We start from the raw sequence: 25,393 nt of genomic DNA, 5'->3' as shown, positions 1-25,393 counted from the left end.
TGACGGTGTGGGCGCACCACATGTACGTCACCGGCGGCGTACTCCTGCCGTTCTTCTCCTTCATGACGTTCCTCATCGCCGTACCGACCGGCGTGAAGTTCTTCAACTGGATCGGAACGATGTGGAAGGGCTCGTTGTCCTTCGAGACACCGATGCTCTGGGCGACCGGCTTCCTGATCACCTTCACCTTCGGTGGTCTGACCGGTGTCATCCTGGCCTCGCCGCCGATGGACTTCCACGTCTCCGACTCGTACTTCGTGGTGGCGCACTTCCACTACGTCGTCTTCGGCACCGTCGTCTTCGCGATGTTCTCCGGCTTCCACTTCTGGTGGCCGAAGATGACCGGCAAGATGCTCGACGAGCGCCTCGGCAAGATGACCTTCTGGACGCTGTTCATCGGCTTCCACGGCACCTTCCTCGTCCAGCACTGGCTGGGCGCCGAGGGCATGCCGCGCCGTTACGCCGACTACCTCGCGGCCGACGGCTTCACCGCCCTGAACACCATCTCGACGATCAGCTCGTTCGTGCTCGGCGCGTCGCTGCTGCCCTTCTTCTACAACGTGTGGAAGACGGCCAAGTACGGCAAGCCGGTCGGCGTCGACGACCCGTGGGGCTACGGCCGCTCGCTGGAGTGGGCGACGTCCTGCCCGCCGCCGCGCCACAACTTCCTCACTCTGCCGCGGATCCGTTCCGAATCCCCGGCGTTCGACCTGCATCACCCTGAGATCGCCGCCCTCGACCAGCTCGAGAACGCGCCTCACGGTGAGAAGGCTCTGGCTGGTGGCAAGGAGGCCGGCAAGTGAAGGTTCAGGGCAAGATGTTCATCTGGCTGAGCGTCTTCATCCTCGCCATGGCGGTTGTCTATGGCGTGTGGTCGAAGGAGCCGGCCGGCACGACGGCCCTCTTCCTGGCCTTCGGTCTGTCCATCATGATCGGCTTCTACCTGGGCTTCACGGCCCGGCGGGTCGACACGGGCGCCCAGGACAACAAGGAGGCGGACGTCGCGGACGACGCCGGCGAGGTCGGGTTCTTCAGCCCGCACAGCTGGCAGCCGCTCTCCCTCGCGATCGGCGGCGCGTTCGCCTTCCTGTCGATCGCGATCGGCTGGTGGCTGATGTACTTCTCGGCGCCGCTGATCCTGATCGGCATCTGGGGCTGGGTCTTCGAGTACTACCGCGGTGAGAACCGCACCCAGTAACACGAGCTGAGCTCATCGGGAGCCCGGACACTCCGTCAGGAGGTCCGGGTTCCCGCTTTTGCAGCAACGGGCATCACCCGTACGCGCTATCCGGCGCGCCACGGCTGACGCGGCTTCCTAGCGTGAAGCCATGAGCAACAGACCACCGCGCACGAGCACCGTCATAGGCTGCACGCTCCTGCTGACAGCACTCGGCGCGAGCGCCGTCAGCTGCAGCAGCGACGGCAACCCGCTGTCCGCCGAGCCGTACGACGCCGCGGACCAGATCGCCTTCAACGGCCCCACGGGCGACGGCAAGAAGGCCGACCCCGACAAGCCCCTGGAGATAACCGCGGAGGACTCCGACGGCCGCATCACGGACGTCACCGCCAGGGACGCCGCAGGACGCTACGTCGCGGGCGAACTCTCCGCCGACGGCACCCGCTGGCACAGCACCTCCCCGCTGGCCGCCAACGCCCGCTACACGGTGCGGGTGAGCACCGAGGACGAGGACGGCGCCCCCGGCCGCAAGGTCCTAACCTTCGACACCAGCAAGCCGACCACCAAGAAGCACCTGACGGTGGAGTTCGGCCCCAAGGCGGGCACCTACGGCGTGGGCCAGCCCGTCACGGCCGAACTGAACCAGCCCGTCAAGGACAAGAAGCAGCGGCAGATAGTCGAGCGGGCCCTCAAGGTCGACTCCACGCCCGCCGTGGAGGGCACCTGGCACTGGGTGGACGACAAGGAACTCCACTACCGCCCCAAGGAGTACTGGCCCACCAACGCCACGATCCGCGCCCGCAGCAACCTCGAAGGCATCAAGGTCAGCGACCGCCTCTGGGGCGGCAAGGTCAAACCCCTGACCATCACCATCGGCGACCAGGTCATCGCCGTCACGGACGCCGCGTCCCACCAGCTGACGCTCTACCGCAACGGCGAGGAGGTCAGGTCGATACCGGTCACCACCGGCAAGCCCGGCTTCGAGACCCGCAACGGCGTCAAGGTCATCCTGGGCAAGGAGTACTTCGTACGTATGCGCGGCACCAGCATCGGCATAGCCGAGGGCTCCGCGGACTCGTACGACCTACCGGTCTACTACGCCACCCGCGTGACCTGGAGCGGCGAGTACGTCCACGCCGCCCCCTGGTCGGTCGGCTCCCAGGGCTACGCCAACGTCAGCCACGGCTGCACCGGCATGAGCACCGCCAACGCCGAGTGGTTCTTCGACAACGTCCGCGAGGGCGACATCGTCAAGGTCATCAACTCGTACGGCAACACGATGGAACCGTTCGGCAACGGCTTCGGCGACTGGAACCTGGACTGGAAGAAGTGGCGGGGCGGCAGCGCGTTGGTGGGCGGCACCCCGGACGGCCCGAGCCCGGCGGAACGGGCAAGACTGAGGCCCCAGAGCGTGTGAACGCCCCCAGGGGCAGCGCCCCTTCAGGGGCGCGGGGAACTGCGCGACCAGCCACAACCGGACCCGCAGTCGCCCGCAAACCTCAAGCCTCGAGCTCTCAGGCGCTCAGAAGCCTCTTCGTCCGCAGCAAAGAAGCCAGAGCGGCTGCGAACTCCACCGGCTCCACAGGCAACGTCACCGCCGCCTCGGCCCGACTCCACGTGGCCAGCCACGCATCCTGCGGCCGCCCGATCAGCAGCAGCACCGGCGGCGCGTTGAACACCTCGTCCTTGATCTGCCGGCAGACCCCCATGCCCCCCATGGGCACGGCCTCCCCGTCCAGCACACAGACGTCGATGCCGCCCTTGTCCAGCTCGCGCAGCACCGCCGCCGGAGTCGCACATTCCACGAACTCCACTACAGGCACGTCCGGAGCGGGCCGTCGCCCGGTGGCGAGCCGTACCTGCTCGCGGGTGTTGGAGTCGTCGCTGTAGACCAGCACCGTGGCGGTCGGCTGCATTGTTCCTCCGTGACGTCAGCGTCTTAAGGACAGGCCCGTTGGGCCGGATGCTACTCCCTTGAACACCACGTCAACACCGGTATGAACGGGGAAGACACTCCGAACGGCACCCCCCGGAGTGAGGGCGGGATAAGCGACCGACATAATGTCGGTCGTGGCGACAGCAACGACAGTAGACAAGGGTCACGCGCACCCGTCGGTCAATCGACCGAACCTCACCAGCGTCGGAACCATCATCTGGTTGAGTTCCGAGCTGATGTTCTTCGCGGCCCTCTTCGCGATGTACTTCACCCTGCGATCGGTGACCGGTCCGGACTTCTGGCACGAGAAGGCGGAGGCCCTGAACTTCCCGTTCTCGGCTACGAACACCACGATCCTGGTGCTCTCCTCTCTCACCTGCCAGCTGGGCGTCTTCGCCGCCGAGCGCGGTGACGTCAAGAAGCTCCGGGGCTGGTTCATCCTCACCTTCATCATGGGTGCGATCTTCATCGGCGGTCAGGTGTACGAGTACACCGAGCTGGTCAAGCACGAGGGCCTCTCGCTCTCGTCCGACCCGTACGGCTCGGTCTTCTACCTGACCACCGGCTTCCACGGCCTGCACGTGACGGGCGGTCTGATCGCCTTCCTGCTGGTCCTCGGCCGCACCTACGCGGCGAAGAGGTTCACGCACGAGCAGGCGACCGCCGCGATCGTCGTGTCCTACTACTGGCACTTCGTCGATGTCGTCTGGATCGGCCTCTTCGCCACGATCTACATGATCAAGTAGCCGGGCCAATCCCGCGCGCGTTCCACAAACGCACACACCGCAAGCATCGACGCAGAAGATCCTGACACCGGGGTAATCCGTGAAAAAGCTCTCCGCACGACGACGCCATCCGCTGGCGGCGGTCGTCGTCCTACTCCTCGCGCTGGCGTGCACGGGGGGGCTGTACGCCGTGTTCGCGCCCGCGGACAAGGCGCAGGCAGAGGAATCCGCCCAGTCCCTCACCATCGAGGAGGGCAAGAAGCTCTACGCCGTCGGCTGCGCCAGCTGCCACGGAACCGGCGGTCAGGGCACCTCCGACGGTCCGAGCCTGGTGGGCGTCGGCGCCGCAGCCGTCGACTTCCAGGTCTCGACGGGGCGTATGCCGGCTGCCACCTCCCAGGGCGCCCAGGTCCCGAAGAAGAAGAACATCTACTCGCAGGCCGAGATCGACCAGCTCGCGGCGTTCATCGCCTCGCTGGGCGCCGGCCCGTCCGTCCCGACCGAGGAGCAGTACGGCCCCGAGGGAGCGGACATCGCCAAGGGCGGCGAGCTCTTCCGCAACAACTGCGCCCAGTGCCACAACTTCACCGGCAAGGGCGGCGCGCTGACGAAGGGCAAGTACGCCCCGAGCCTCGAGGACGTCGACCCGAAGCACATCTACGAGGCCATGCAGACCGGCCCGCAGAACATGCCGTCGTTCCCCGACACCACGCTGTCGGAGCAGAACAAGAAGGACATCATCGCGTACCTGCACGCGGTCAACAGCGACGAGACGGTCAACCCGGGTGGTCTGGAGCTGGGCGGCCTCGGCCCGGTCAGTGAGGGCCTCTTCGCCTGGATCTTCGGTCTCGGTGGATTGATCGCGGTCGCCGTCTGGGTCGCCGCTCGGACCGCAAAGGCCAAGAAGTCATGAGTAGCCAAGAGATTCCAGAAGAGAACCTGCCCGCTGAGCAGGACGCCCACGTCGCGGTAGCGGACGAGAAGAACCCCTTCGCCGACCCCGGCCTGCCGCCCCACGAGCACCGGATCCAGGACATCGACGAGCGGGCCGCCAGGCGGTCCGAGCGCACGGTCGCCCTGCTGTTCACGGTGTCGATGCTGGCCACCGTCGGCTTCATCGCCTCGTACGTCGCGATCCCGCACGACAAGTCGGTCTTCGTCTTCCCGATCGGGCACCTCAACGCGCTGAACTTCGCGCTGGGTCTGACCCTCGGTACGGCGCTGTTCTGCATCGGCGCGGGCGCGGTCCACTGGGCCCGCACCCTGATGTCCGACGTGGAGGTCGCCGACGACCGGCACGCGATCGCGGCGGAGCCCGAGGTCAAGGCCAAGGTCATGGCCGACTTCCGGCAGGGCGCCAAGGAGTCCGCGATCGGCCGCCGCAAGCTGATCCGCAACACGATGCTCGGCGCGCTCACCCTGGTGCCGCTCTCCGGTGTCGTCCTGCTGCGTGACCTCGGCCCGCTGCCCGGCACCAAGCTGCGTCACACCCTGTGGTCCAAGGGCAAGCTGCTCGTCAACATGAACACCAACGAGCCGCTGCGTCCCTCGGACGTCGCGGTCGGCTCCCTCACCTTCGCCAAGCCGGAGGGCCTGGAGGAGCACGACCACGACTTCCAGAACGAGATCGCCAAGGCCGCCCTGATGATCGTCCGGCTCCAGCCCGACGACATCAAGGACAAGCGCGAGCTCGAGTGGTCGCACGAGGGCATCGTCGCGTACTCGAAGATCTGCACCCACGTCGGTTGCCCGATCTCCCTGTACGAGCAGCAGACGCACCACGTGCTCTGCCCCTGCCACCAGTCCACCTTCGACCTCTCCGACGGTGCCCGAGTGATCTTCGGCCCGGCCGGTCACGCCCTGCCGCAGCTGCGCATCGGCGTGAACGACGAGGGCTACCTCGAGGCGCTCGGCGACTTCGATGAGCCCGTCGGTCCTGCATTCTGGGAGCGCGGATGAGCACCACAGAGACGACAGAGTCCCGCTCTCGCGGGAAGGCACCGGCCGGCGAGCGCGTCGCCGACTGGGCGGACGGCCGGCTCGGGATCTACTCCTTGGCCAAGGCCAACATGCGCAAGATCTTCCCCGACCACTGGTCGTTCATGTTGGGTGAGGTCTGCCTCTACAGCTTCATCATCATCATCCTCACGGGTGTGTACCTGACGCTGTTCTTCCACCCGTCGATGAACGAGGTGGAGTACCACGGCAGTTACGTCCCGCTGCAGGGACAGCTCATGTCGGAGGCGTTCAGCTCGACGCTGCACATCTCCTTCGACGTGCGCGGTGGTCTGCTCATCCGGCAGATCCACCACTGGGCGGCGCTGATCTTCCTCGCCGGCATGTTCGTGCACATGATGCGCGTGTTCTTCACGGGCGCGTTCCGTAAGCCGCGTGAGATCAACTGGCTGTTCGGCTTCCTGCTGTTCGTCCTGGGCATGTTCACCGGTTTCACCGGCTACTCGCTCCCGGACGACCTGCTCTCCGGCACCGGTGTCCGCTTCACCGAGGGCGCGATCCTGTCCATGCCGATCGTCGGCACGTACATCTCGTTCTTCCTCTTCGGCGGCGAGTTCCCGGGCGTCGACTTCGTGGCCCGGTTCTACTCGATCCACATCCTGCTGCTGCCGGGCATCATGCTCGGCCTCGTGGTCGGCCACCTGATCCTGGTCTTCTACCACAAGCACACGCAGTTCGCGGGCCCCGGAAAGACCAACAAGAACGTCGTCGGCATGCCGCTGCTGCCGGTCTACATGGCCAAGGCCGGAGGCTTCTTCTTCCTGGTCTTCGGTGTCATCGCGGTCATCGCGGCGGTCGCGCAGATCAACCCGATCTGGGCCATGGGCCCCTACCGGCCGGACCAGGTGTCCACGGGCGCCCAGCCCGACTGGTACATGGGCTTCGCCGAGGGTCTGGTCCGCTACATGCCGGGCTGGGAGATCAACCTCTGGGGTCACACGCTCGTCCTGGGTGTGTTCATCCCGCTGGTGCTCTTCGGCCTGGTGCTGATGGCCATCGCGGTCTACCCGTTCATCGAGTCCTGGGTCACCGGCGACAAGCGCGAGCACCACATCCTGGACCGTCCGCGCAACGCCCCGACGCGTACCGCGTTCGGCGTCGCCTGGGTCACGGTGTACATGATCGGCCTGGTCGGCGGTGGCAACGACCTGTGGGCCACCCACTTCCACCTGTCGATCAACGCGGTCACCTGGTTCGTCCGGATCGGCTTCTTTGCCGGACCGGTGCTCGCCTTCATCATCACCAAGCGGATCTGCCTCGGCCTGCAGCGCCGGGACAAGGACAAGGTGCTGCACGGCCGCGAGTCGGGCATCATCAAGCGCCTGCCGCACGGTGAGTTCATCGAGGTGCACGAGCCGCTCAGCCAGGACGCGCTGTACACCCTCACCGCGCACGAGCAGTACAAGCCGCTGGAGATCGGCCCGACGGTCGACGAGAACGGCGTCGAGCGCAAGGTGAAGGGCTCCGAGAAGCTGCGCGCCAAGCTCAGCAAGTCCTACTTCGACGAGGACGGCCAGATTCCGAAGCCGACCGTCGAGGAGTACAAGGAGATCACGAGCGGCCACGGCCACCACTGATCGCTGCGCCAGCCACGCCACGGTTGAAGGGCCCCGTCCGATCGCGGACGGGGCCCTTCGCCGTGCGTGGAGACGAGGAGTCGTCCGCTGTTCGGACTGGACGCTTCTCCATGCCCCGGGGCTGGATAGGGTGGACCCGTTGAGACTCGTGTCCCGTAGTGCGGGACGCCACAACTGACCCAGGAGCGGCTTATGAGCGCTGTGACCCCCGCTGGAGGCGACATCGCGGCGGGCCGTTCCTGGCCCGAGGTACTGAGCGCGCTGCTCGGCGGACAGGACCTGAGCGCCGGCGACACGGCATGGGCGATGGACCGCTTCATGAGCGGTGAGGCCTCGGACGCGCAGATCGCGGGCTTCATGGTGGCTCTGCGGGCCAAGGGCGAGACGGTCGAGGAGATCAACGGTCTCGTCGAGGCGATGTACGCCCACGCGCAGCCGCTGGACATCCCCGGCCCGGCCGTCGACATCGTCGGCACAGGTGGTGACCGTGCCAAGACGGTCAACATCTCGACGATGTCCGCCATCGTGATCGCGGGCGCCGGGGCGAAGGTCGTCAAGCACGGCAACCGGGCGTCGTCCTCGGCGAGCGGCTCGTCCGACGTGCTGGAGAAGCTCGGCATCAACCTGGACCTGTCGCCGGAGGGCGTGGCGCGGGTGGTGGACGAGGCAGGGATCACCTTCTGCTTCGCCGCCAAGTTCCACCCCTCGATGCGGTTCGTCGGTGGCGTCCGACGGGACCTGGGGATTCCGACCTCGTTCAACCTCCTCGGCCCGCTGACCAACCCGGCCCGGGTCACCGCCTCGGCCGTCGGCTGCTTCGACACCCGGATGGCGGGGCTCATCGCCGGCGTACTGGCCGAGCGCGGCTCGTCGGCGCTGGTGTTCCGTGGCGACGACGGTCTCGACGAGCTGACGACGACGGCCACCTCGCGGGTGTGGATCGTGCGCGACGGCAAGGTGACCGAGGAGGCCTTCGACCCGCGTGACGTCGGCCTCGCCCTGGTGCCCGTGGAGGCGCTGCGGGGCGCCGACGCGTCGTACAACGCTGAGGTCGCCCGGCGCCTGCTGGACGGGGAGACAGGGCCGGTGCGGGACGCCGTACTGCTCAACTCGGCGGCGGCGCTGGTGGCGTTGGAGCAGACGGATGCTCCGCTCGCGGAGCAGATCAGGCTCGGTATGGCCAAGGCGGCGGAGTCGATCGACTCGGGCGCGGCCAAGCGGACGCTGGAGCGGTGGGTGGCGGCCAGCAACGCCTGAGCCGGCACCATGTGACGCAGGGCGCAGTCCAGGATCCGGACTGCGCCCTTGCGTATCGAAGATCGTATGGCAGGATGTTGGACCAGGTCATGAGTGACAGTCATGAGGCCCCGGCCGACTGTCCGGCAACCCTCCGTCCGTGGCGGGGTGCCCCGGGTGAAGACCAGGCCGTAGGCAGCGAGGTCTACGGCAAGCGCGGGCCCCTCTCGAAACCAGGGGTCCTGGTCGTTCGAGGGAGTCTTCCGTGAGCAAGCGAATGCGATAGGGCCGCCGAGCCCCGCCTCCGCGCACCCTTTTCCTCTTCTCCGCATGCCCTCAACTCGCATGCCCCTCACGGGAGTTCGCCATGTCTGTCTTCACCGCTGCCGTCGACCAGACCATTTGCACCCCGCTGCCCGTTCTGGGCAGTGATGTCACCGTCCCGCTCGTCACCGGCGGTGAGGTCACCTACGCCGCGCTCGACTACGCCGCCAGCGCCCCGGCCCTCCAGCGCGTCTGGGACGACGTCGCCGCCTACGCCCCGTACTACGGCAGCGTCCACCGCGGTGCCGGCTACCTCTCCCAGCTCTCCACCGACCTGTTCGAGAACGCCCGCCGGACGGTCGCCGAGTTCCTCGACTGCCGGGACGGCGACCAGGTCGTCTTCACCCGGTCCACGACCGACTCCCTCAACCTCCTCGCCGCCGCCCTCCCGGCCGACTGCCAGGTCTTCGTCTTCGAGACCGAGCACCACGCCTCCCTGCTGCCCTGGCGCGACGCCCGCGTCACCTACCTCAACGCGCCCCGCACCCCCCGCGAGGCCGTCGAGACCCTGGAGCGCGCCCTCGCCGACCGCACTGTGTCGATTGAAGGGGGCTACGGCCCGGCCCTGGTCTGCGTCACCGGCGCCTCGAACGTCACCGGTGAGCTGTGGCCCGTACGGGAACTGGCGGCGGCCGCGCACGCCCACGGCGCCCGTATCGTGCTCGACGCCGCCCAGCTGGCCCCGCACCACCCCGTGAGCGTCCAGGACCTCGACGTCGACTGGGTCGCCTTCTCCGGCCACAAGCTGTACGCCCCCTTCGGCTCCGGCGTCCTCGCCGGCCGCGCCGACTGGCTGCGCGACGCCGAGCCGTACCTCGCGGGCGGCGGCGCCAGCCGCAAGGTCAGCCGGCGTGAGGACGGGGGAGTGGACGTCGAGTGGCACGAGAGCGCCGCCCGGCACGAGGCCGGCTCCCCGAACGTCATCGGCGCCTACTCCATCGCCTCCGCCTGCAAGGCCCTGACGGAGGCGGGCTTCGACACGCTGGTCGCCCGTGAGCAGTACCTGATCGAGAAGGTGCGCGCGGGTCTCGCCCAGGTGCCCGAGGTCCGCATCCTCTCCCTCTTCGGCGACGACGCCCCGCGCGTCGGCGTCATCTCCTTCGTCGTCGAGGGCTGGAACAGCTCCCACTTCGCGGCCGCCCTCTCCGCCGAGTACGGCATCGGGGTGCGTGACGGACTGTTCTGCGCCCACCCGCTGGTCCGGACGCTGCTGGGCAGCGACCCGCAGACGCAGGGCGAGTGCGGTGCCCCGGAGGCGGCTCCCGGCGAGAAGTCCCTCAACGCCATCCGCGTGAGCTTCGGGGCCGGTACGCCGGACGAGCACGTCGAGCGGTTCGTGAACGCCGTGCGGGAGCTCGTGACGGACGGTGCCCGGTGGAACTACCGCACGGAGGACGGCCGTTGCGTGCCGGACACCTCTGCGTGAGCCGGTAGCCGGGAGCCCAACAGGATCATCCGCAGGGCGCGTTCGGTCGCGTCCGTGAGGAGTTCGGAGGCCCGGACGAGGGCCTCCGCCAAGGCCATCGGCGCCGGCAGGATCCCGCTGAAGGCATCCACGCCGGGCACGTCGTGCGCACCCTCGCCGAGCGTGCCCGCCAGCGCGAGCACCGGGCGGCCGGACAGCTTGGCCCGGCGGGCCACCTCGGCCGGGACCTTCCCGCGGGGCGTCTGGCGGTCCATGGCGCCCTCGGCGGTGACGACCAGGTCGGCGGAGGCGAGGCGGGCGTCCAGGTCGAGGTGGTCCAGCAGCACCTCGAAGCGGGGGAGGAGACGGGCGCCCAGCGCGGCCAGGCCCGCGCCCAGACCGCCGGACGCACCGGTGCCGGGGCCGTGGTGCAGGTCGGTGCCCACGGCCCCCAGGTCACGGGTGAGGACGTACGCCCAGTTCTCCAGCCCCGCCGACAGATGCTCGACCTGGGCGGGCGTCGCCCCCTTCTGCGGGCCGAAGACACGGGCCACGCCGCGCTCGCCGCACAGCACGTTGTACGGGTTGCAGGCGACGAGCAGCTCGACGTCCCGCAGCCGCGGGTCCAGGCCGGACGGGTCGATCCGGGCGAGCCGCGTCAACTCACGTCCGCCACGGGGGAGTTCGAAGCCGTCGGCGTCCAGGAGACGGGCCCCGAGCGCCTGCAGCGCGCCCGCGCCCCCGTCGGACGTCCCCGAGTCGCCACAGCCGATCAGGACGCGCCGCACGCCGGTGTCGAGCGCGGCCCGGATCAGCTCGCCGACGCCGTACGTCGTCGTCGCGCCCGGGTCGCGCAGGGCGCGGGGGACGAGGGAGAGCCCCGCGACCGCCGCCATCTCCACGACCGCCGTGTCCCGGGAGCCGAGCAACGCGAAGTGCGTGCCGATCGGTTCGCCGACGGGGCCGGTCGCGGGCAGCGCGACGAGCCGGCCACTGGTGGCGGCGGCCAGCGTGGCGGCCGTGCCCTCACCGCCGTCCACCAGGGGGATCAGGTCCAGTTCGGCGTCCGGCAGGACCCGGCGGACACCGTCGGCGATGGCGTCGGCGGCTGCCTGGGCGGACAGGGACTCCTTGAAGCCACTGGGGGCTACGACGACTCGGGTCAGCATTAGCTCTCCTAGACAGGTCGGATGAAGTCGCCGCACTGCGGCAACGCCCCAAGGGGCGCGGGGAACTGCGCGACCAGCCACAATGGCGCCGCAGACAATCGACGACATAACGCGGCACTCACAGCGGAGCGCCTAGCGGGTCACGGGCACGCCGAGCAGCGGCCACACCGCGACGACGAACAGCAGGACGAGGGCAGCCGTCAGCGGGGCCAGGACGGCGGACAGGCGCAGCAGGTCACGCGGGGTGTAGGTGGGCGTTCCGGGGATGTCGGAGAAGAGCGTGACCGGCTTCGCGGATGCCGGGAGCGTGTGGCAGAAGCCGGCCGCGGCGGTGGACGCGAGCGCGGCGGCCACCGGATTGACGCCGGCCCCCACCGCCGCCGCGACCACGAGCGGCACCAGCACCGACGAACGGGCCGAGCGGGACTGCAGGACCAGGTGGGCCGCCGTACTGATCGCGATCACGACGATCAGGAACACCACCGGGCTGACTCCACCGGGCAGCCCGTCCACCAGCCACTTCGCCGCTCCCGAGTCGGCGAGCGCGACGCCCATCGCCATCGTCGCCGCCATGAACAGCAGCAGCGACCACGGCACCGTCTTCAGCGCGTCCTTCAGATGCACGGTGCCGAGGGCCGGAGAGGCCGCCACCACCGCGCCGATCAGCGCGACGACCGCGGGCGGCACCCGGTGCAGCGGCTCGCTGCACCACAGCAGCACGACCGTGCCGAGCAGCAGCGCACACCGCTTCTCGGCCTGCGACCAGGGGCCGGTGACCGGGTGGTCGCTGTGCTCCTGGATCTGCTCGGGGGTGATGTGCACGGCGCCCTTGCGGTCCGTGCGCCGGGTGGTGGTCAGGAGTACGGCCTCGGCGGCCAGGTGGGAGGAGGCCACGGCCAGCGGCAGGCCCAGCAGCAGCCATTCCGTGAAGCCGATCCGGTCACCCGTCTCCTGCCACAGCACCGACACGGTGATCAGATGGGCGCCGGCTCCGATCAGGGTCGCTACCGCCGACAGCAGGATCACGGTCGGGAACAGCAGCGCCAGCATCACGACCAGTCGCCTGCGGTCGGCGAGCGCCTTGGCCAGGGCCAGGAACACCGGCAGCGCGAGGGCGGCCCGGCCCGAGGTGGCCGGCACCGCGAACGCCGTGACGACCAGGGCGGCCGTGGTCAGGTGCACGAGCTGCCGTACGGTGCGCGCCCCGCCCACCAGGAACGCCGCCGCCCGGCCCGCGAGCCCCGTCCGGGTCACCGCGGCCGCCAGCACGAAGGCGCAGATCAGCAGCCACACCGTCGAGTCGCCCAGGGTGCCGAAGAGCGTGTCGCTGGTGATCACCCCGGTCACCGTCAGGGCGAGCCCCGCGCCCAGCGCGATGTACGTGTCGTCGACCGGCGTGGCGATCCAGGCGCACGTCGCCAGGGCGAACACGGCGAGGGTGAGGCGGGCGTCGGCGCCGAGTCCGGGGAAGTTGCCGGGGACGGCGAGCAGCGCGCACAGGGAGAGGGTCACGCACAGGGCGGCGCTCAGACGGAGGCTCAGGGTCACGTCATCGAGGGTTCACCTCAGCCGTGAGCCCTCGATGAGCCGTACATGAAGGAGACTTCACACGGACAGGAGACTTCACGCGGAGAGGCGGTACCCCACGCCGCGCACCGTCTCGAACCGCTCGGCCCCCAGCTTCTTGCGCAGCGCCCGCACATACACGTCCACGATGTTGGAGCCCGGGTCGAAGTCGTAGCCCCACACGTGCGACAGGATCTGCTCGCGGGACAGTACCTGCCCCGGATGCCGCAGGAACAGCTCCAGCAGCACGAACTCACGTGCCGTCAGATCCACGGTCCGCTCCCCGGCCCGCGCCCGCCGCGTACGCAGGTCCAGCGTCAGCGAGCCGGACCGCAGGACCGTCACCTCGGGCGCCCGGGCCGCCGTACGCAGGCGCAGCCGTACCCGGGCGAGCAGTTCCTCGAAGCGGAACGGCTTGGTCATCCAGTCGTCGGCGCCGCCCTCCAGACCGGCCACCGTGTCGCGTACGGAGTCCCGGGCGGTCAGCACGATCACCGGGACCGTCACCCGGGCCTCGCGCAGTTCGCGCAGCACCGTGAAGCCGTCCCGGCCGGGCAGGCCGATGTCCAGGACCACCAGATCGAAATTGCCGGTCAACGCGTATTCGTGGGCCGCGTCACCGTCGCCGACGACGGTCGTGGTGAAGCCGTTGGAGCGCAGGCCCTTCTCGACGAAGGAGGCGATCCTGTCCTCGTCCTCGACGATGAGAATGCGGTTCACGTCTGTGCCTCTCCCAGTAGCAGGACGAAGGTGGCGCCGCCGCCCTCCGTGTCACGCAGCCGCACCCGGCCGCCGTGCGCCTCCGCGATCGCCCGGACGATCGACAGGCCGAGCCCGGCTCCCGAGCCCTGGGTGCCGCGGCGGGCGGTGCCGCGCCGGAAGCGTTCGAAGATGACCTCGGCGTCCTGCGGCTGGACGCCGGGCCCGGAGTCGGCGACGTACAGCTCGACGCCCTGGCCGTCGACGCGGGAGCCGATCCGGACGGTCTGCCGCGGCGCGGTGTGCTGCACGGCGTTCTGGGCGAGCTGGACCATCGCCTGTGTGATCCGCTGCGGGTCCAACTCGGCCTCGACATCGGCCACTTCGGCGAGCTGCCAGTCCCGCTCGCCCAGGGTGCGGGCCTTGACGTAGACGTCGGCGGTGAGTTCGGCGAGCTGCACCGGCTCCGGGGTGACGAAGTCGGGGCGCTCGGCCTTGGCGAGCAGCAGCAGGTCCTCCACGATGCGGCTCATCCGGTCCAGCTCGTCGGTGACCAGCCGTATCGTCTCCTCGCGCTCCATCGGGTCGTCGCCCATGAGCTCCAGATGCCCGCGCACGATGGTGATCGGCGTGCGCAGCTCGTGGCCGGCGTCGTCGACGAACTCCCGCTGGGCGGCGAAGGCTCGCTCCAGCCGGTCGAGCATCGCGTTGAACGTCTCGGCGAGCGCGGCGATGTCGTCGCGCCCGTGCACCGGGATACGGCGGGTGAGGTCCTGCTCGGTGAGCTGTGCCGCCGCGGTGCGCACCAGCCGCACGGGCTTGAGGATCCGCCCCGCGACCGCCCAGCCGATGCCGGTCGTCATCAGCAGGGCGACCCCGGAGATGGCGAGCAGGATACGGAACTCCGCGTTCACCGCGGCCTGTTCACGCCCCGGGTGGAAGGCGACGACGAACGCGGCCTCCGTCTCGCCGCCCGCCCGGGCGACGGCCACCTTCGCCCAGCGGATCTCGCCCGACGCCCGGTGCAGCGTTCCCGTGGAGTCGGGCGAGTCGAAGATACGGCGGCGGGCGTCGGCGTCCTTGTGCAGGGGAACGGCGACGGGGATGTCACGCGGCTGGCGGAACTGCGCCGGGGACGTTCCCGGGCGGCCCACCAGGCCGATCAGCTCCTCGTCCGGATCGGCGTACTGCCGTACCAGGAACTCGACCAGCAGCCGCGACGGATCGGTGAACGGACGGCCGGTCTCCGGGTCGACGCCCCGCTCCTCGAAGTTGGCGAACTCACCCGCCTCCTGGGCGAGCAGCCCGTTCACCCGGTGGTCGACGTCCCGCAACAGGATCGAGCGCGTGGTCGTCGCCACCGACACGAGCCCTACGGCCATGACGAACAGCAGCCAGAGCAGGATGCGGACCCGCGCGGAGATCCGCCGGCGCACCGGGTCAGCCGTCGTCCCCGAGCTCGCCCCGGTCGTCGTCCGAGGTTTCCCGGCCGGGGGCGTCGTCATCGTCGTCACTCGCGGGGCTGTCGGTCACCGGAGGCCGGGAGACGACCTCGTCGCTCGGCGTCGGTGTGGGCCGGGTGGGCGTCGGGGTGGGGGAGCCGCTGTCCAGCTCCACCTTGGCCGGGACCTCGGGGGACTCCGGGTCGTCGGTGAGGGCGAAGCTGGTCGCGGCGATCCCGAGCGGAATCGCCACTACGGCGGCCAGGGCCGCGATCCGGTGCGAGAAGACCATGCGGCCGATCCTGCCCCCGACACCCGGCGGCGATGATGAGCCCAGGATGAAGAACTCTTCATCCTGGACCGCGGGCGTCAGCTGTCCAGGCCGATGGCGAACGCGGCCTCGATGTCGTGCTGCGAGTACGTACGGAACGCCACATGCGTGTCCGTCGCCTCCACGCCGGGGATCTTGCTGATCCGGGCCGGGATGACCTCGGCGAGATCCTCGTGCTGCTTGACCCGCACCATGGCGATCAGGTCGTACGTCCCGGTGACCGAGAAGACCTCGGTGACGCTCTCCAGCGAAGCGATCCGCTCCGCGATCTCGGGAATCCGGTCCACGCTGGTCTTGATGAGGACGATCGCGGTGATCACGGCTGGTTCTCTCCCTCGGAGGCCGGAGCTGGGGCGGCCTTCACTCTAGTCGCAGGTCTGAAGCGGGCCCACGCGTAGCCGAAGCCCAGCCCGAAGCCCACCAGGTGCGCCAGATAGGCCACCCCCGGCCCCTGGTCCGCCCGCCCCGCCGCCACCCACTGCAGGGCCACCCAGAAGGGCAGCACGACCCACGCCGGGAAGCGCAGCGGCAGGAAGAGCAGGAACGGCAGCAGGCTTGTCACCCGCGCGCCGGGGAAGACGAAAAGGAACGCGCCGAGGACGGCCGAGATCGCCCCGGACGCGCCGACCAGGGACTGGGTGGAGTCGTCGTTGGCGGCCGCGTAGCCCAGCAGGGCGAGGTAGCCGCAGCCGAGGTAGAACAGCGTGAACTGGACGCGGCCCATCCGCTCCTCGGTCATCACCCCGAAGACGTAGAGGAAGAGCATGTTGCCGAGCAGATGCACCCAGCTGCCGTGCACGAAGAGGGCCGTGGCCGGGGTCAGGGCGGCGCGGGGCGAGCCCTCGAACAGCTCGGCGGGCACCACACCCCAGCGGTGGAAGTAGGCCCGCTGCGCGGCGAGCAGCCCGTCGCCGGTGCCGTAGGCCGGATTCAGTCCCGCAGCCGGGCCCATCAGGAACAGCAGACAGCACAGGGCGATCAGCCCGTACGTCACCGGCGCCGACGACCGGAAGGCCGATCGGCCCATCCTGCCGAACCGAGCTCCGAAACGCGCCACGCTCCAGTCGCTGATCATGGATACAGAGCATGGCGTAACGGGACGCACGCGCACAGACCGCCTCGCCGCCGTGGACGGCCGAGCGGCGAGTACCCGCCAGGCCGTAGGGTTACGAGCCACACGCACCGGGGAGCTCGGGGGCGTGTGGCTGACAATAGAAGGCCTAGAAGGAAAGAGCACAGTCACGATGACGGTTCCCCTGCCGACCGACACGACGCGGTGGCGCTGCACCCTCTGCGGCAACCTCACGCGCTTCGACGTGACGCGCTCGTCCAAGGTCGTGGAGTACGTCCACCTCGATCTGGCCGGTGAGCCGAAGGTCGAGGAGCGCGAGGTGCTCAATGAGACCATCGAGTCGGTGCGCTGCCGCTGGTGCAACGCCGTGGACAAGGTGGAACTCGTGGACAGGCCGGGCGCCGACTCCTGACGGGAGCCGGCCCCGCACAGGCATTGGGGTGTGACGGATGGTGGAGACACAAGGCGGGGGGCCGGGCGACGGCGCCGCCGAGGTGCTCGACCGTCCGCTGCCCGACGGAGTTCGGCGCAAGGTCGTACAGATCGTGTCCGACGGGTTCGGCGGGCTGACCGTCGGCGAACTGCCCGCACAGCTGCGGCAGTACGCCCGGTTCGCGCCGAACCGGCGGGCCAAGTTCGCCGGCAATGCCATGGCGGCGGCGCTGGAGACCGATCCGCTGTTCCGGCAGCGCATCGGGGAGAAGTTCAGAGAAGCCCAGCCGGAACTCTCCGGCGCCCTCGACTCAGGCTCGGCGCCTCCGGCCGCGGACCCGCTCGACGTGGCGGCCGCGGCCTATGTTCTGCGGCCCACCGGCTGGGTCAAGCTGGTCACCGCGGCCGGCGAGGAGGCCCAGCGGGCCGACGCCGAGCGCGCCGACGAGGAGAGCCGCGCCGAGCTGGAGCGGCTGCGCGAGGAGCTCGCGCACGCCCATGAACACACCCGGGCCGAGACCGAGCGGCTGCGTACCGAGCTGGACGCGGCGAAGAAGGAAGCCGAATCGCTTCACCGCAAGCTTCGGTCGGCCCTCAGTGACGTCAAGCGCGGCGAGGCCGCCCTGCGCAAGATCCAGGGCGAGATCGAGGCCGTACGCGCCGAGGGCCACGCCCAGGTATCCGCGGCCGAGAGCGAGACCCGGCGGCTCAAGGCGCGGCTCGGGGAGGCCGAGGCCGCCCTGGAGGCCACGCGCAGAGCGGCACGCGAGGGGCGCAGCGTCGAGGACATGCGCGTACGGCTGCTCCTGGACACCCTCTTGGACTCCGCTCAAGGGCTGCGCCGGGAGCTGGCGTTGCCGCCGGTCTCCGTGCGGCCCGCCGAGACCGTGGACGCGGTCGAACCAGGACGAATGACCCCGAAGGACATCGCCGCAAGGGCGTTGTCCGAAAACGACCCGGCGATCCTCGACCAACTCCTCGCCCTGCCGCAGGCCCATCTGGTGGTCGACGGCTACAACGTCACCAAGACCGGCTATCCCCAGATGCCGCTGGAGAAGCAGCGCTTGCGCCTGCTCGGCCAGCTCTCGCAGCTCGCCGCGCAGACCGGCGCCGAGGTGACCTGTGTCTTCGACGGGGCCGAGCTGGCCGCGCCGGTGCTGCTGGCGCCGCCGCGCGGCGTGCGGGTGCTGTTCTCCAAGCCGGGTGTGACCGCCGACGAGCTGATCCGCCAGCTGGTGCGTGCCGAGCCGCCGGGCCGCCCGGTCATCGTCGCCTCCACCGACCGTGAGGTCGCCGACGGGGTGGCCCGGGCCGGGGCGCGGCCGGTGGCTTCTGCGGTGCTTCTCAAGCGGCTGTCCTGAAAACGCCAACGTACAGGCGCAATGCCCGAATTGGCGGAGCAGACACGCAACCCAGTGTCAAGCTCGCGTCACCCCATGTGAGTTGTGTGTAAAGAATGACAGGTGTGACGAGAATTTTCGTGTGAGGATTTGATCTGATCACAACTGGGTCACTAGGGTCTGGCGTCGAACCTCCGAGCGGGTGATCACTCAGAAGAAGGAGTTCACCTCCGTGGCGTCCCACCGTCGACCCAAGCAGCCGAGCCGAGCACGTGTGACCGTGCTGACCACCGCTGCCGCTGCTGCCGTGGCCATCAGTTCGCAGGCCGCCAACGCGGCACCCAGCGAGAAGCCGAGCAAGGACGAGGTCAAGGCCAAGGTCGACAAGCTCTACGAGGAGGCCGAGCAGGCCACCGAGAAGTACAACGGCGCCAAGGAGAAGCAGGAGAAGCTCCAGAAGGAGATCTCCACCATCCAGGACAACGTCGCCCGCGGTCAGGAAGACCTGAACGAGCTGCGCGACGCGATGGGCCTGGCCGCCGCCGCCCAGTACCGCACGGGCAGCATCGACTCCTCCCTCCAGCTGTTCCTGTCGTCGAACCCGGACGACTACCTGGACAAGGCGTCCACCGCCGACCAGCTCAGCGCCCAGCAGGTCGAGTCGCTGAAGAAGATCCAGGAGAAGCAGCGCGAACTCGCGCAGGAGCGCGCCGAGGCCGCCGAGAAGCTCAAGGACCTCGCCTCCACCCGCACCGAGCTGGGCAAGAAGAAGAAGCAGGTCCAGGCCAAGCTCGCCGAGGCGCAGAAGCTGCTCAACACCCTGACCGCCGCGGAGAAGGCCGCCCTCGCCGCCGCGGACGCCCGCGCCAGCCGGTCCGCCGCCGACCGCGTGGACCTCGGCAACGTCGGCTCCGCCTCCGGCCGGGCCATGGCCGCCTTCCAGGCCGCCCAGAGCCAGCTCGGCAAGCCGTACGTCTACGGCGCCACCGGCACCGCCTCCTACGACTGCTCGGGCCTGACCTCCTGGGCCTACGCCCAGGCCGGCGTCTCCATCCCGCGCACCTCGCAGGCCCAGGCCAACGCCGGTGTGCGCCTGTCGATGAGCGAACTCAAGGTCGGCGACCTCGTCATCTTCTACAACGACCTGCACCACGTCGGCCTCTACGCGGGCAACGGCCAGATCATCCACGCCCCGCGCACCGGCACGGTCGTCCGCTACGAGTCGATCAACAACATGCCGTTCCAGTTCGGCGTCCGGATCTGATCCCGAGCTGATCCCGGCCCCAACGCCTGCAAGATCAACACCACGTGCCGCCCGAACGAGCGAATTGCGGCACCGCCGACTGACCCCACGCCCCGCCCATGACCTGCGTCAGAGGCGGGGCGTCACTTTGTGTGCCCACGGCGGTCGTTGGTCGTCACGCCCGCACGGAGCTACTGTCTGCCGCGTTTCCCCCGCTGCAGGGGGACGAGTCCTTGTCCGCCAGCGGAAGGAGAGCGGCTTCCCGTGGGGTCCCATCGCCGCCTTGCACCGTCCGGGTTCGACCGGGGCGCCGGTGCAGCGCTCTGCGTCATGTCAGCCGCCGCCACGGCCCTCGGGGTCGTACCGGCCACGGCCACGCCGCACGACGACACCCGAGCCAAGGTGGACCGCCTCTACGAAGAGGCCGAGAAGGCAACCGAGGCCTACAACAAGGCCGACGAGCGCGCCGACAAGCTCCGCAAGCAGGTGGGCGACGCCCAGGACCGGATCGCCCGGCAGCAGGAGAGCATCAACTCCATGCGGGACGCCCTCGGTTCGCTGGCCGGCGCCCAGTACCGGTCCGGCGGCATCGACCCCTCCCTCGCGCTGCTGCTCTCCGACGACCCGGCCGACTACCTCGACAGGGCCGCCCGGATCGCCCGGATCAGCGCCCACCAGGCCGGTGAGCTCGAGGACCTCCAGGACGCGATGCGCGCACTCGCCCAGGAGCGTGCCGAGGCGGCCGGCAAACTCGTCGAACTGGAGAAGAGCCGCAAGGTCGTCGCCTCCCACAAGCGGACCGTCGAGCGCAAACTCGCCCAGGCGCGCAGGCTCCTGAACTCCCTCACCCAGGCCGACCGCGCCGCCTACGACCGCGCCTCCCGCTCCGGCCGTGACGTCATGCCCGACTTCGGGAGCCTCGCCGCACCGTCGGGCCGCGCGGCAGCCGCCGTCGCCGCTGCCCACTCCGCGTTGGGCAAGCCGTACATCTGGGGCGCCAACGGCCCCTCCGGCTTCGACTGTTCGGGCCTGATCCAGTGGTCGTACGCCCAGGCCGGCGTCTCCCTGCCGCGTACCTCGCAGGGGCAGCGGTACGCCGGACAGCAGGTCCCGCTCTCCGAGGCCCAGCCCGGCGACGTGGTCACCTATCGCGGCGACGCCAGCCATGTCGGGATGTACGTGGGCAACGGTCAGGTGATCCACGCGCCCTACCCCGGCGCACCCGTGCGCTACGACCCGGTGGGCATGATGCCGGGGGCGACGGTCACCCGGGTCTGACGTGGGTGTGACACGGGTCTGACCGCCGCGCCCTCGCCGCCGTACGATCGGGAAATGGCTGGTCGAAGGCGGGCTTCGGGAGCGCGGGTGGTCCTCGCGCTCTGTCTGCTGCTCGTCTGTCTGGTGGGCTGCGGCGGGCGGTCCGACACCGACAGCGCCAAGGCCGAGGTGCAGCGCGTCCTCGACCGGCGGGCGGCAGCGCTGCTCGACCGCGACGAGGCGGCGTATCGCAGGACGGGCGCGTCGGCCGGGTTCGACAACCTGCGCGCGGTGCCCCTCGCCGGGTGGTCCTACCGTCTGACCGGCCTGCACCGCACCGGCGACACCGCCACCGCCGAGGCCGAACTCCGCTATCGCGTCGAGGGCTACGACCGGGCCCCGGTCAGCGCCGGCCGCACACTGAGCCTCGGCCTGGATGCGCGGGGCGAGTGGTACGTCGAAGCCGAGCGGCCCGCCGGCGGATCCGCCGAGCAGCTGTGGGACCAGGGCAAGGTGAGCGTCGTACGGGGCGACGACAGTCTCGTCCTCGGCGTCGGGCAGTCCGAGGCGGTGCTGCGGTCGTACGCGGAGCTGGCGGATGACGCGGTGCCGGCCGTGTCGCAGGCGTGGGGCACGGACTGGGCCCGGCACGTCGTGGTCCTCGTACCGGAGTCCCTGAACGACATGGCCGGGCTGCTCGGCTCGCCCGCCTCCTCCTATCGCGGGATCGCCGCCGTCACCACCGGCGAGACCGGCGCCCCGGCGAACGCGCCCGCCGACCGGATCATCGTCAACCCCGACGCGTACGGCGTCCTGGGGAAGGTGGGCAAGCAGGTCGTCCTCACCCACGAGACCACCCATGTCGCCACCCGCGCCGACACCACCGCCGCCACCCCGCTGTGGCTCTCCGAGGGCTACGCCGACTGGGTCGGCTACCTCGGCAGCGGCCGCTCCCCGTCCCAGGCCGCCCCCGAGCTGTGGCGTGCCGTGTCCGAGGGGTCCGGGCCGCGGGAGCTCCCGGCCGACGCGGACTTCGGCTTCACCGGCGACGCGAACAAGCTGGCGCGGGCCTATGAGAGCGGGTGGATGGCCTGCCGGATGATCGCCGACCACTGGGGGGAGGTCAGGCTCGGCGAGTTCTACCGCGCCGTGGGCGCGCACGAGCGGCGGGAGGGGGCGGTCGAGGGCGCGCTGAAGGACGTACTCGGGACGTCGCAGGCGGACTTCACCGCGCGGTGGCGGGAGTACCTGCGGGCTCAGCTCGGCTGATCCAGCGTGGCGATGGCCTCCGTCAGCCACGCCCGTTCCGCCTCGCCGGTCGCCCGGGCCACCCGCAGCATGCCCTGCCGGAACAGGTCGTCGGCTTCCTCCGCCCGTACAGGCTTCCCGCCCTTGTAGAAGAAGCTCGTGGGCGCGGTCAGGAACTCCAGTCGGCGGCGCAGCACTTCGGCCTGTTCCCGGCGGTCCGGCAGGTGCCGCAGGAAGGACAGGACCGTGTTGAAGCGCACCTGGTCCGTGATCTCGACCGGCTTCGGATGGCGCAGGCGTTCCAGCAGGTCCTCGCGGCCCTTGCCGGTGAGGGAGAGGATCCGGCGCGGGGCGGCGCTCGCGCCCGGTTCCGCATGTTCGTCGAGCTTGCCCGCCTTGATCAGGCGGGTGATCGCCGGATAGAGCGCGCCGTCGCTGACGGGGCGGACATGGCCGCTCAGCGCTGTGATGCGCGCCTTCAACTCGTAGCCGTGCAGGGGCCCTTCGGCCAGGAAGCCCAGGATCGACAGCTCCAGCATGGTCCTCCTTGCGGACGTGATGAGGCCATGGTACCTCTTATCGAGCTACCTCTAATCGAGGTACGGTCGAAGGTGTCGAGGAGGGCCGGATCGTGAACGCGCACCGCAAGCAGCTCATCTCGCTCGCCCACCCCGTCTACTTCTCGCTCCTCGCCTCCGTCGCCGCCGGGATCATCAACACCGTCTGGGTGTCCCGGCTCGGCGGCCCGGCCGTGGCCGCCGTGGCGGTCGCGACCAACGCCGAGAACGTCCTGCTCGGCGTGGCGCTGGTCTTCGGCTCCGGTACGACCGTGCTGGTCGCGCATGCCAGGGGCGCGGGGGACGCGGGCGCTGTGCGGGCCGCCGTCCGCGGGGGATGGGCGGTGTGGGCGCTGCTCACGCCGGTGGTCGTCGTGGGCGGGTTCCTGCTGCGGGAACCGCTGGCGCGGCTGGTGCTCGACGGGGGTTCGGCTCAGCCGCTCGCGGTGGGCTACTTCGCGATCTCGCTGCCGGGGACGGCGGTGTTCTTCGCGCAGACGCTGGTCGACGGCATCCTCAAAGGGGCCGGCGACGCCAGGACTCCGATGCGGCTCGCGCTGCTCGCGAACGGGCTGATCCTGGTGTGCGACCCGTTCCTCATCCAGGCCTACGGCGTCCAGGGCGCCGCCGCCTCGACCGTGCTGTGCCGGAGCGTGGCCCTCGGGGTGGGGCTGATCGCCCTGCGCCGGAACCGGCTGCTGCGGACAGCCGCCGAGGCGCGGCCCGCGCAGTCGCTCTCCGGTGCGGCGCGGCGGACGCTGCGGACCGGGCTGCCGATGTCGGCCGACTTCACCGTGCGGCAGGCGGGCGCGCTGGTGCTGGTCGCGCTCGTGGCGCGGCTCGGGGTGACGGCGGTGGCGGCGTACTCGATCGCTTACAAGGTCATGTACGTCGCCACCATGGGCTTCTACGCCGTGCGCCAGGCCGCCTCCATCCACACCGCGCACCTGCTCGGCGCCGGGCAGGACGAGCGGCGCCTGATCGGGCGGCAGGCGGTGCTGCTCGCGGGGGCCTTCGCGCTGGCGGCGGCCGTCCTGCTGGGCGTGACCGCGCCCTGGATCATGGCCGCCTTCGGCGCCGGCCCGGACGTCGCCCACGCCGGGGTGCTCTTCCTGCGCTGCATCGGCCCCTACCTCCTGCTGATGGCCTGCTTCATCGCGCTCGGCGGGGTCTTCGAGGGGAGCGGGGGAGCGCCGGCGCTGCTGCGGGTGACCGTGCTCGGTACGGCCGTACAGCTGGCGCTCGCGTACGGGCTGTCCGGCCTCGGGCTGCCCGGTGTGTGCCTGGCCCTGGCGCTGGCCATGGCGGTGCAGTGCGGCGCGGTCCTGGTGCTGTTCCGGCGGGCCCGGCGTCAGGAGGGCAGTGACGTTTCCTTGGTGCGGGTCGCCTGAGCCGGTACGGGGAGCGGGGCGGGGCGGGTCACCGTCGAGCGCCAGAGCTCGCGGGCGGCGAGGAGCGTGGCGAGGACCAGCAGACCGTTGCGGAGGAACAGGAGGGTGTTGCCGAGGGCGTCGCTGGCGACGACGTGCGAGAACCAGACGGGGAATTCCAGGACCGTCACGAAGGATGCCGCCAGGACCAGCCCGACCGGCAGCCTCATCCGGCTGCCGCGGAAGCACAGGCACACGGCCGCGAGGCCCACCAGCCACACCAGGTACTGCGGGCTGATCACCCGGCTGGTCGTCACGAACATCAGCACCGCCACGAAGGCCGCGTCCGCGAGGGTGTGCGACAGGAACCGTTTCGCCCTCAGCCGCCACAGCAGCAGCCAGCCGAAGGCGAGCCCGCTCAGGGCCAGGGCGGCCATGCTGACGACGTCGACGTACGGGCCGAGGAACTCCACCGAGCCGTAGTTGAGCAGCACCTCGCCGTCCCAGCCGAAGTGCCGGGCCACATGGAAGACCAGCGCCCCCAGCGACTCCACCTCGGTGCCGCGGTCCCGCTGGAAGGTCAGGAAGGCGAAGGCGCCGGGCATGGCGAGGGCGAACAGCGCGGAGAGGGCGCCGGCGGTCAGCGCGGCCCAGCCCCAGGCGGCGCGTCTGCGGGCCGCGACCAGCAGCAGCACCGGCCACACCTTCAGCATCGCCCCGAAGGCCGTCAGCGCGCCCATCACCTTCGGATGCCGGGCGCCCGCGAGCAGCGCGGCCACGGCGACGGCGGTGACCATCACGTCGTAGCGCGCGTACACGGTGGGTCCGAGCAGCGGTACGCCCACCACCCACACCCAGGCCCCGCGCAGCGTCCGGCCCGGGCGCACACCGGCGTACAGCAGGAGCAGCAGCACGGCCAGGTCGGCGGAGAAGGCGAGGACGAAGAACGCCGACGGGTAGTCCAGCCAGAACACCAGCGCGGGGGAGAGGATCGCGAGCGCGGCGGCGGGCGGGTACTGCCAGGTGACGTCGTCGAGCGGGAACGTTCCGGTGCGCAGCACCTCGTACCAGCCCTGGTAGATCACCGACACGTCACTGGTGACGTCCGGCCCGGGAAAGACGTACACCTTGAACACGAAGAGCAGGAGGAGCAGCCTGGTCAGGGCCCAGATCCCCGCAAGCCACGCCAGGGACCGCCGCGTGCCCGTCGTCTCCACCAGATCCCCTGCCGTTCGCTCCCGCCGTGCGGGAACATGATGTCCTGTCCAGCT

The 25,393-nt window shown here is 70.1% G+C and carries 25 protein-coding genes and 1 riboswitch; of the genes, 15 read left to right on the top strand and 10 right to left on the bottom strand.

The genetic code is table 11. From position 1 onward, the window contains the following. From EHO50_RS08525 to EHO50_RS08515, 3 genes are all read left to right on the top strand, one after another. On the top strand, positions 1 to 803 hold an 803-nt coding region (locus EHO50_RS08525), incomplete at its 5' end, for a cytochrome c oxidase subunit I (RefSeq protein ID WP_181449579.1). Further along, positions 800 to 1,198, top strand: coding sequence for a cytochrome c oxidase subunit 4 (locus EHO50_RS08520; protein ID WP_128429252.1), 399 nt, complete (start codon positions 800 to 802; stop codon positions 1,196 to 1,198). The genes EHO50_RS08525 and EHO50_RS08520, both read left to right, overlap by 4 nt. Positions 1,199 to 1,328: 130 nt before the next feature. Then, positions 1,329 to 2,594 (top strand): L,D-transpeptidase, encoded by a 1,266-nt coding sequence (locus EHO50_RS08515; protein WP_128429251.1) that lies wholly within the window; start codon positions 1,329 to 1,331, stop codon positions 2,592 to 2,594. Between the two features lie 97 nt (positions 2,595 to 2,691). On the opposite strand, the gene EHO50_RS08510 is transcribed toward EHO50_RS08515, so the two are convergent. Continuing rightward, complete coding sequence (locus EHO50_RS08510; protein WP_128429250.1) at positions 2,692 to 3,093, bottom strand: response regulator; 402 nt, start codon at positions 3,091 to 3,093, stop codon at positions 2,692 to 2,694. Positions 3,094 to 3,238: 145 nt separating this feature from the next. Here EHO50_RS08510 and ctaE point away from each other — a divergent pair, with 145 nt between their 5' ends. The 6 genes from ctaE to EHO50_RS08480 all read left to right on the top strand — a co-directional run bounded on the left by ctaE (position 3,239) and on the right by EHO50_RS08480 (position 10,417). Beyond that, the gene (gene ctaE, locus EHO50_RS08505; protein ID WP_128429249.1) at positions 3,239 to 3,859 is read left to right on the top strand and encodes an aa3-type cytochrome oxidase subunit III; all 621 of its coding nucleotides are present in this window, start codon (positions 3,239 to 3,241) and stop codon (positions 3,857 to 3,859) included. A 79-nt stretch (positions 3,860 to 3,938) separates the two neighbouring features. Next, positions 3,939 to 4,751, top strand: coding sequence for a cytochrome bc1 complex diheme cytochrome c subunit (gene qcrC, locus EHO50_RS08500; RefSeq protein WP_128429248.1), 813 nt, complete (start codon positions 3,939 to 3,941; stop codon positions 4,749 to 4,751). After that, positions 4,748 to 5,797, top strand: a complete 1,050-nt coding sequence (qcrA, locus tag EHO50_RS08495) for a cytochrome bc1 complex Rieske iron-sulfur subunit (protein WP_128429247.1) — start codon at positions 4,748 to 4,750, stop codon at positions 5,795 to 5,797. The genes qcrC and qcrA overlap by 4 nt, the downstream gene beginning before the upstream one ends. Continuing rightward, positions 5,794 to 7,431 (top strand): cytochrome bc1 complex cytochrome b subunit, encoded by a 1,638-nt coding sequence (qcrB, locus tag EHO50_RS08490; protein ID WP_128429246.1) that lies wholly within the window; start codon positions 5,794 to 5,796, stop codon positions 7,429 to 7,431. The genes qcrA and qcrB overlap by 4 nt, the downstream gene beginning before the upstream one ends. Before the next feature lie 192 nt (positions 7,432 to 7,623). After that, positions 7,624 to 8,688, top strand: a complete 1,065-nt coding sequence (trpD, locus tag EHO50_RS08485; protein WP_128429245.1) for an anthranilate phosphoribosyltransferase — start codon at positions 7,624 to 7,626, stop codon at positions 8,686 to 8,688. Positions 8,689 to 8,773: 85 nt separating this feature from the next. Continuing rightward, a riboswitch (SAM riboswitch) is annotated at positions 8,774 to 8,890 on the top strand. A gap of 144 nt (positions 8,891 to 9,034) precedes the next feature. Further along, a complete protein-coding gene (locus EHO50_RS08480) occupies positions 9,035 to 10,417 on the top strand; it encodes an aminotransferase class V-fold PLP-dependent enzyme (RefSeq protein ID WP_128429244.1) in 1,383 nt (460 codons plus the stop codon). Here EHO50_RS08480 and EHO50_RS08475 read toward each other — a convergent pair. From EHO50_RS08475 to EHO50_RS08445, 7 genes are all read right to left on the bottom strand, one after another. Then, positions 10,372 to 11,565, bottom strand: coding sequence for a glycerate kinase (locus tag EHO50_RS08475; protein WP_128429243.1), 1,194 nt, complete (start codon positions 11,563 to 11,565; stop codon positions 10,372 to 10,374). The two genes, EHO50_RS08480 and EHO50_RS08475, sit on opposite strands and share 46 nt — an antisense overlap. A 132-nt stretch (positions 11,566 to 11,697) precedes the next feature. Continuing rightward, positions 11,698 to 13,113 (bottom strand): SLC13 family permease, encoded by a 1,416-nt coding sequence (locus EHO50_RS08470; protein ID WP_164904789.1) that lies wholly within the window; start codon positions 13,111 to 13,113, stop codon positions 11,698 to 11,700. A 75-nt stretch (positions 13,114 to 13,188) separates the two neighbouring features. Then, positions 13,189 to 13,851 (bottom strand): response regulator transcription factor, encoded by a 663-nt coding sequence (locus tag EHO50_RS08465; protein ID WP_128429242.1) that lies wholly within the window; start codon positions 13,849 to 13,851, stop codon positions 13,189 to 13,191. Then, the gene (locus EHO50_RS08460; protein ID WP_164904788.1) at positions 13,848 to 15,335 is read right to left on the bottom strand and encodes a sensor histidine kinase; all 1,488 of its coding nucleotides are present in this window, start codon (positions 15,333 to 15,335) and stop codon (positions 13,848 to 13,850) included. The genes EHO50_RS08465 and EHO50_RS08460 overlap by 4 nt, the downstream gene beginning before the upstream one ends. Further along, positions 15,271 to 15,564 (bottom strand): small secreted hydrophilic protein, encoded by a 294-nt coding sequence (locus tag EHO50_RS08455; protein WP_128429241.1) that lies wholly within the window; start codon positions 15,562 to 15,564, stop codon positions 15,271 to 15,273. The genes EHO50_RS08460 and EHO50_RS08455 overlap by 65 nt, the downstream gene beginning before the upstream one ends. Before the next feature lie 77 nt (positions 15,565 to 15,641). Beyond that, positions 15,642 to 15,923: an Lrp/AsnC family transcriptional regulator gene (locus EHO50_RS08450; RefSeq protein WP_128429240.1), complete on the bottom strand. Its 282-nt coding sequence runs from the start codon at positions 15,921 to 15,923 to the stop codon at positions 15,642 to 15,644. Then, positions 15,920 to 16,678, bottom strand: a complete 759-nt coding sequence (locus tag EHO50_RS08445; RefSeq protein WP_128429239.1) for a rhomboid family intramembrane serine protease — start codon at positions 16,676 to 16,678, stop codon at positions 15,920 to 15,922. The genes EHO50_RS08450 and EHO50_RS08445 overlap by 4 nt, the downstream gene beginning before the upstream one ends. A 169-nt stretch (positions 16,679 to 16,847) precedes the next feature. Between EHO50_RS08445 and EHO50_RS08440 the strand changes: the two genes are divergently transcribed. The 5 genes from EHO50_RS08440 to EHO50_RS08420 all read left to right on the top strand — a co-directional run bounded on the left by EHO50_RS08440 (position 16,848) and on the right by EHO50_RS08420 (position 22,216). Then, positions 16,848 to 17,087: a hypothetical protein gene (locus EHO50_RS08440; RefSeq protein ID WP_128429238.1), complete on the top strand. Its 240-nt coding sequence runs from the start codon at positions 16,848 to 16,850 to the stop codon at positions 17,085 to 17,087. A 37-nt stretch (positions 17,088 to 17,124) separates the two neighbouring features. Then, on the top strand, positions 17,125 to 18,468 hold the full coding sequence (locus tag EHO50_RS08435; protein WP_128429237.1) for an NYN domain-containing protein: 1,344 nt from the start codon (positions 17,125 to 17,127) through the stop codon (positions 18,466 to 18,468). 211 nt (positions 18,469 to 18,679) lie between these two features. Beyond that, positions 18,680 to 19,711, top strand: coding sequence for a C40 family peptidase (locus tag EHO50_RS08430; protein ID WP_128429277.1), 1,032 nt, complete (start codon positions 18,680 to 18,682; stop codon positions 19,709 to 19,711). A gap of 243 nt (positions 19,712 to 19,954) precedes the next feature. Next, positions 19,955 to 20,968: a C40 family peptidase gene (locus EHO50_RS08425; protein WP_128429236.1), complete on the top strand. Its 1,014-nt coding sequence runs from the start codon at positions 19,955 to 19,957 to the stop codon at positions 20,966 to 20,968. Between the two features lie 54 nt (positions 20,969 to 21,022). Then, positions 21,023 to 22,216, top strand: a complete 1,194-nt coding sequence (locus tag EHO50_RS08420; RefSeq protein WP_128429235.1) for a hypothetical protein — start codon at positions 21,023 to 21,025, stop codon at positions 22,214 to 22,216. Here EHO50_RS08420 and EHO50_RS08415 read toward each other — a convergent pair. Continuing rightward, positions 22,204 to 22,734 carry a PadR family transcriptional regulator gene (locus EHO50_RS08415; RefSeq protein WP_128429234.1) on the bottom strand — a complete coding sequence of 177 codons (531 nt, stop codon included), beginning with the start codon at positions 22,732 to 22,734 and terminating at the stop codon, positions 22,204 to 22,206. The two genes, EHO50_RS08420 and EHO50_RS08415, sit on opposite strands and share 13 nt — an antisense overlap. A 92-nt stretch (positions 22,735 to 22,826) precedes the next feature. On the opposite strand from EHO50_RS08415, the gene EHO50_RS08410 reads away from it, so the two are divergent. After that, the gene (locus EHO50_RS08410; protein WP_128429233.1) at positions 22,827 to 24,143 is read left to right on the top strand and encodes an MATE family efflux transporter; all 1,317 of its coding nucleotides are present in this window, start codon (positions 22,827 to 22,829) and stop codon (positions 24,141 to 24,143) included. Here the strand turns inward: EHO50_RS08410 and EHO50_RS08405 are convergent. Next, on the bottom strand, positions 24,104 to 25,339 hold the full coding sequence (locus tag EHO50_RS08405; protein ID WP_128429232.1) for a glycosyltransferase family 87 protein: 1,236 nt from the start codon (positions 25,337 to 25,339) through the stop codon (positions 24,104 to 24,106). The two genes, EHO50_RS08410 and EHO50_RS08405, sit on opposite strands and share 40 nt — an antisense overlap. Positions 25,340 to 25,393: the final 54 nt, after the last annotated feature.

This window comes from Streptomyces cyaneus (assembly GCF_004028635.1).
Taxonomy (GTDB): Bacteria; Actinomycetota; Actinomycetes; order Streptomycetales; family Streptomycetaceae; genus Streptomyces; species Streptomyces cyaneus.
This window is presented reverse-complemented; position numbering and strand designations above follow the sequence as displayed.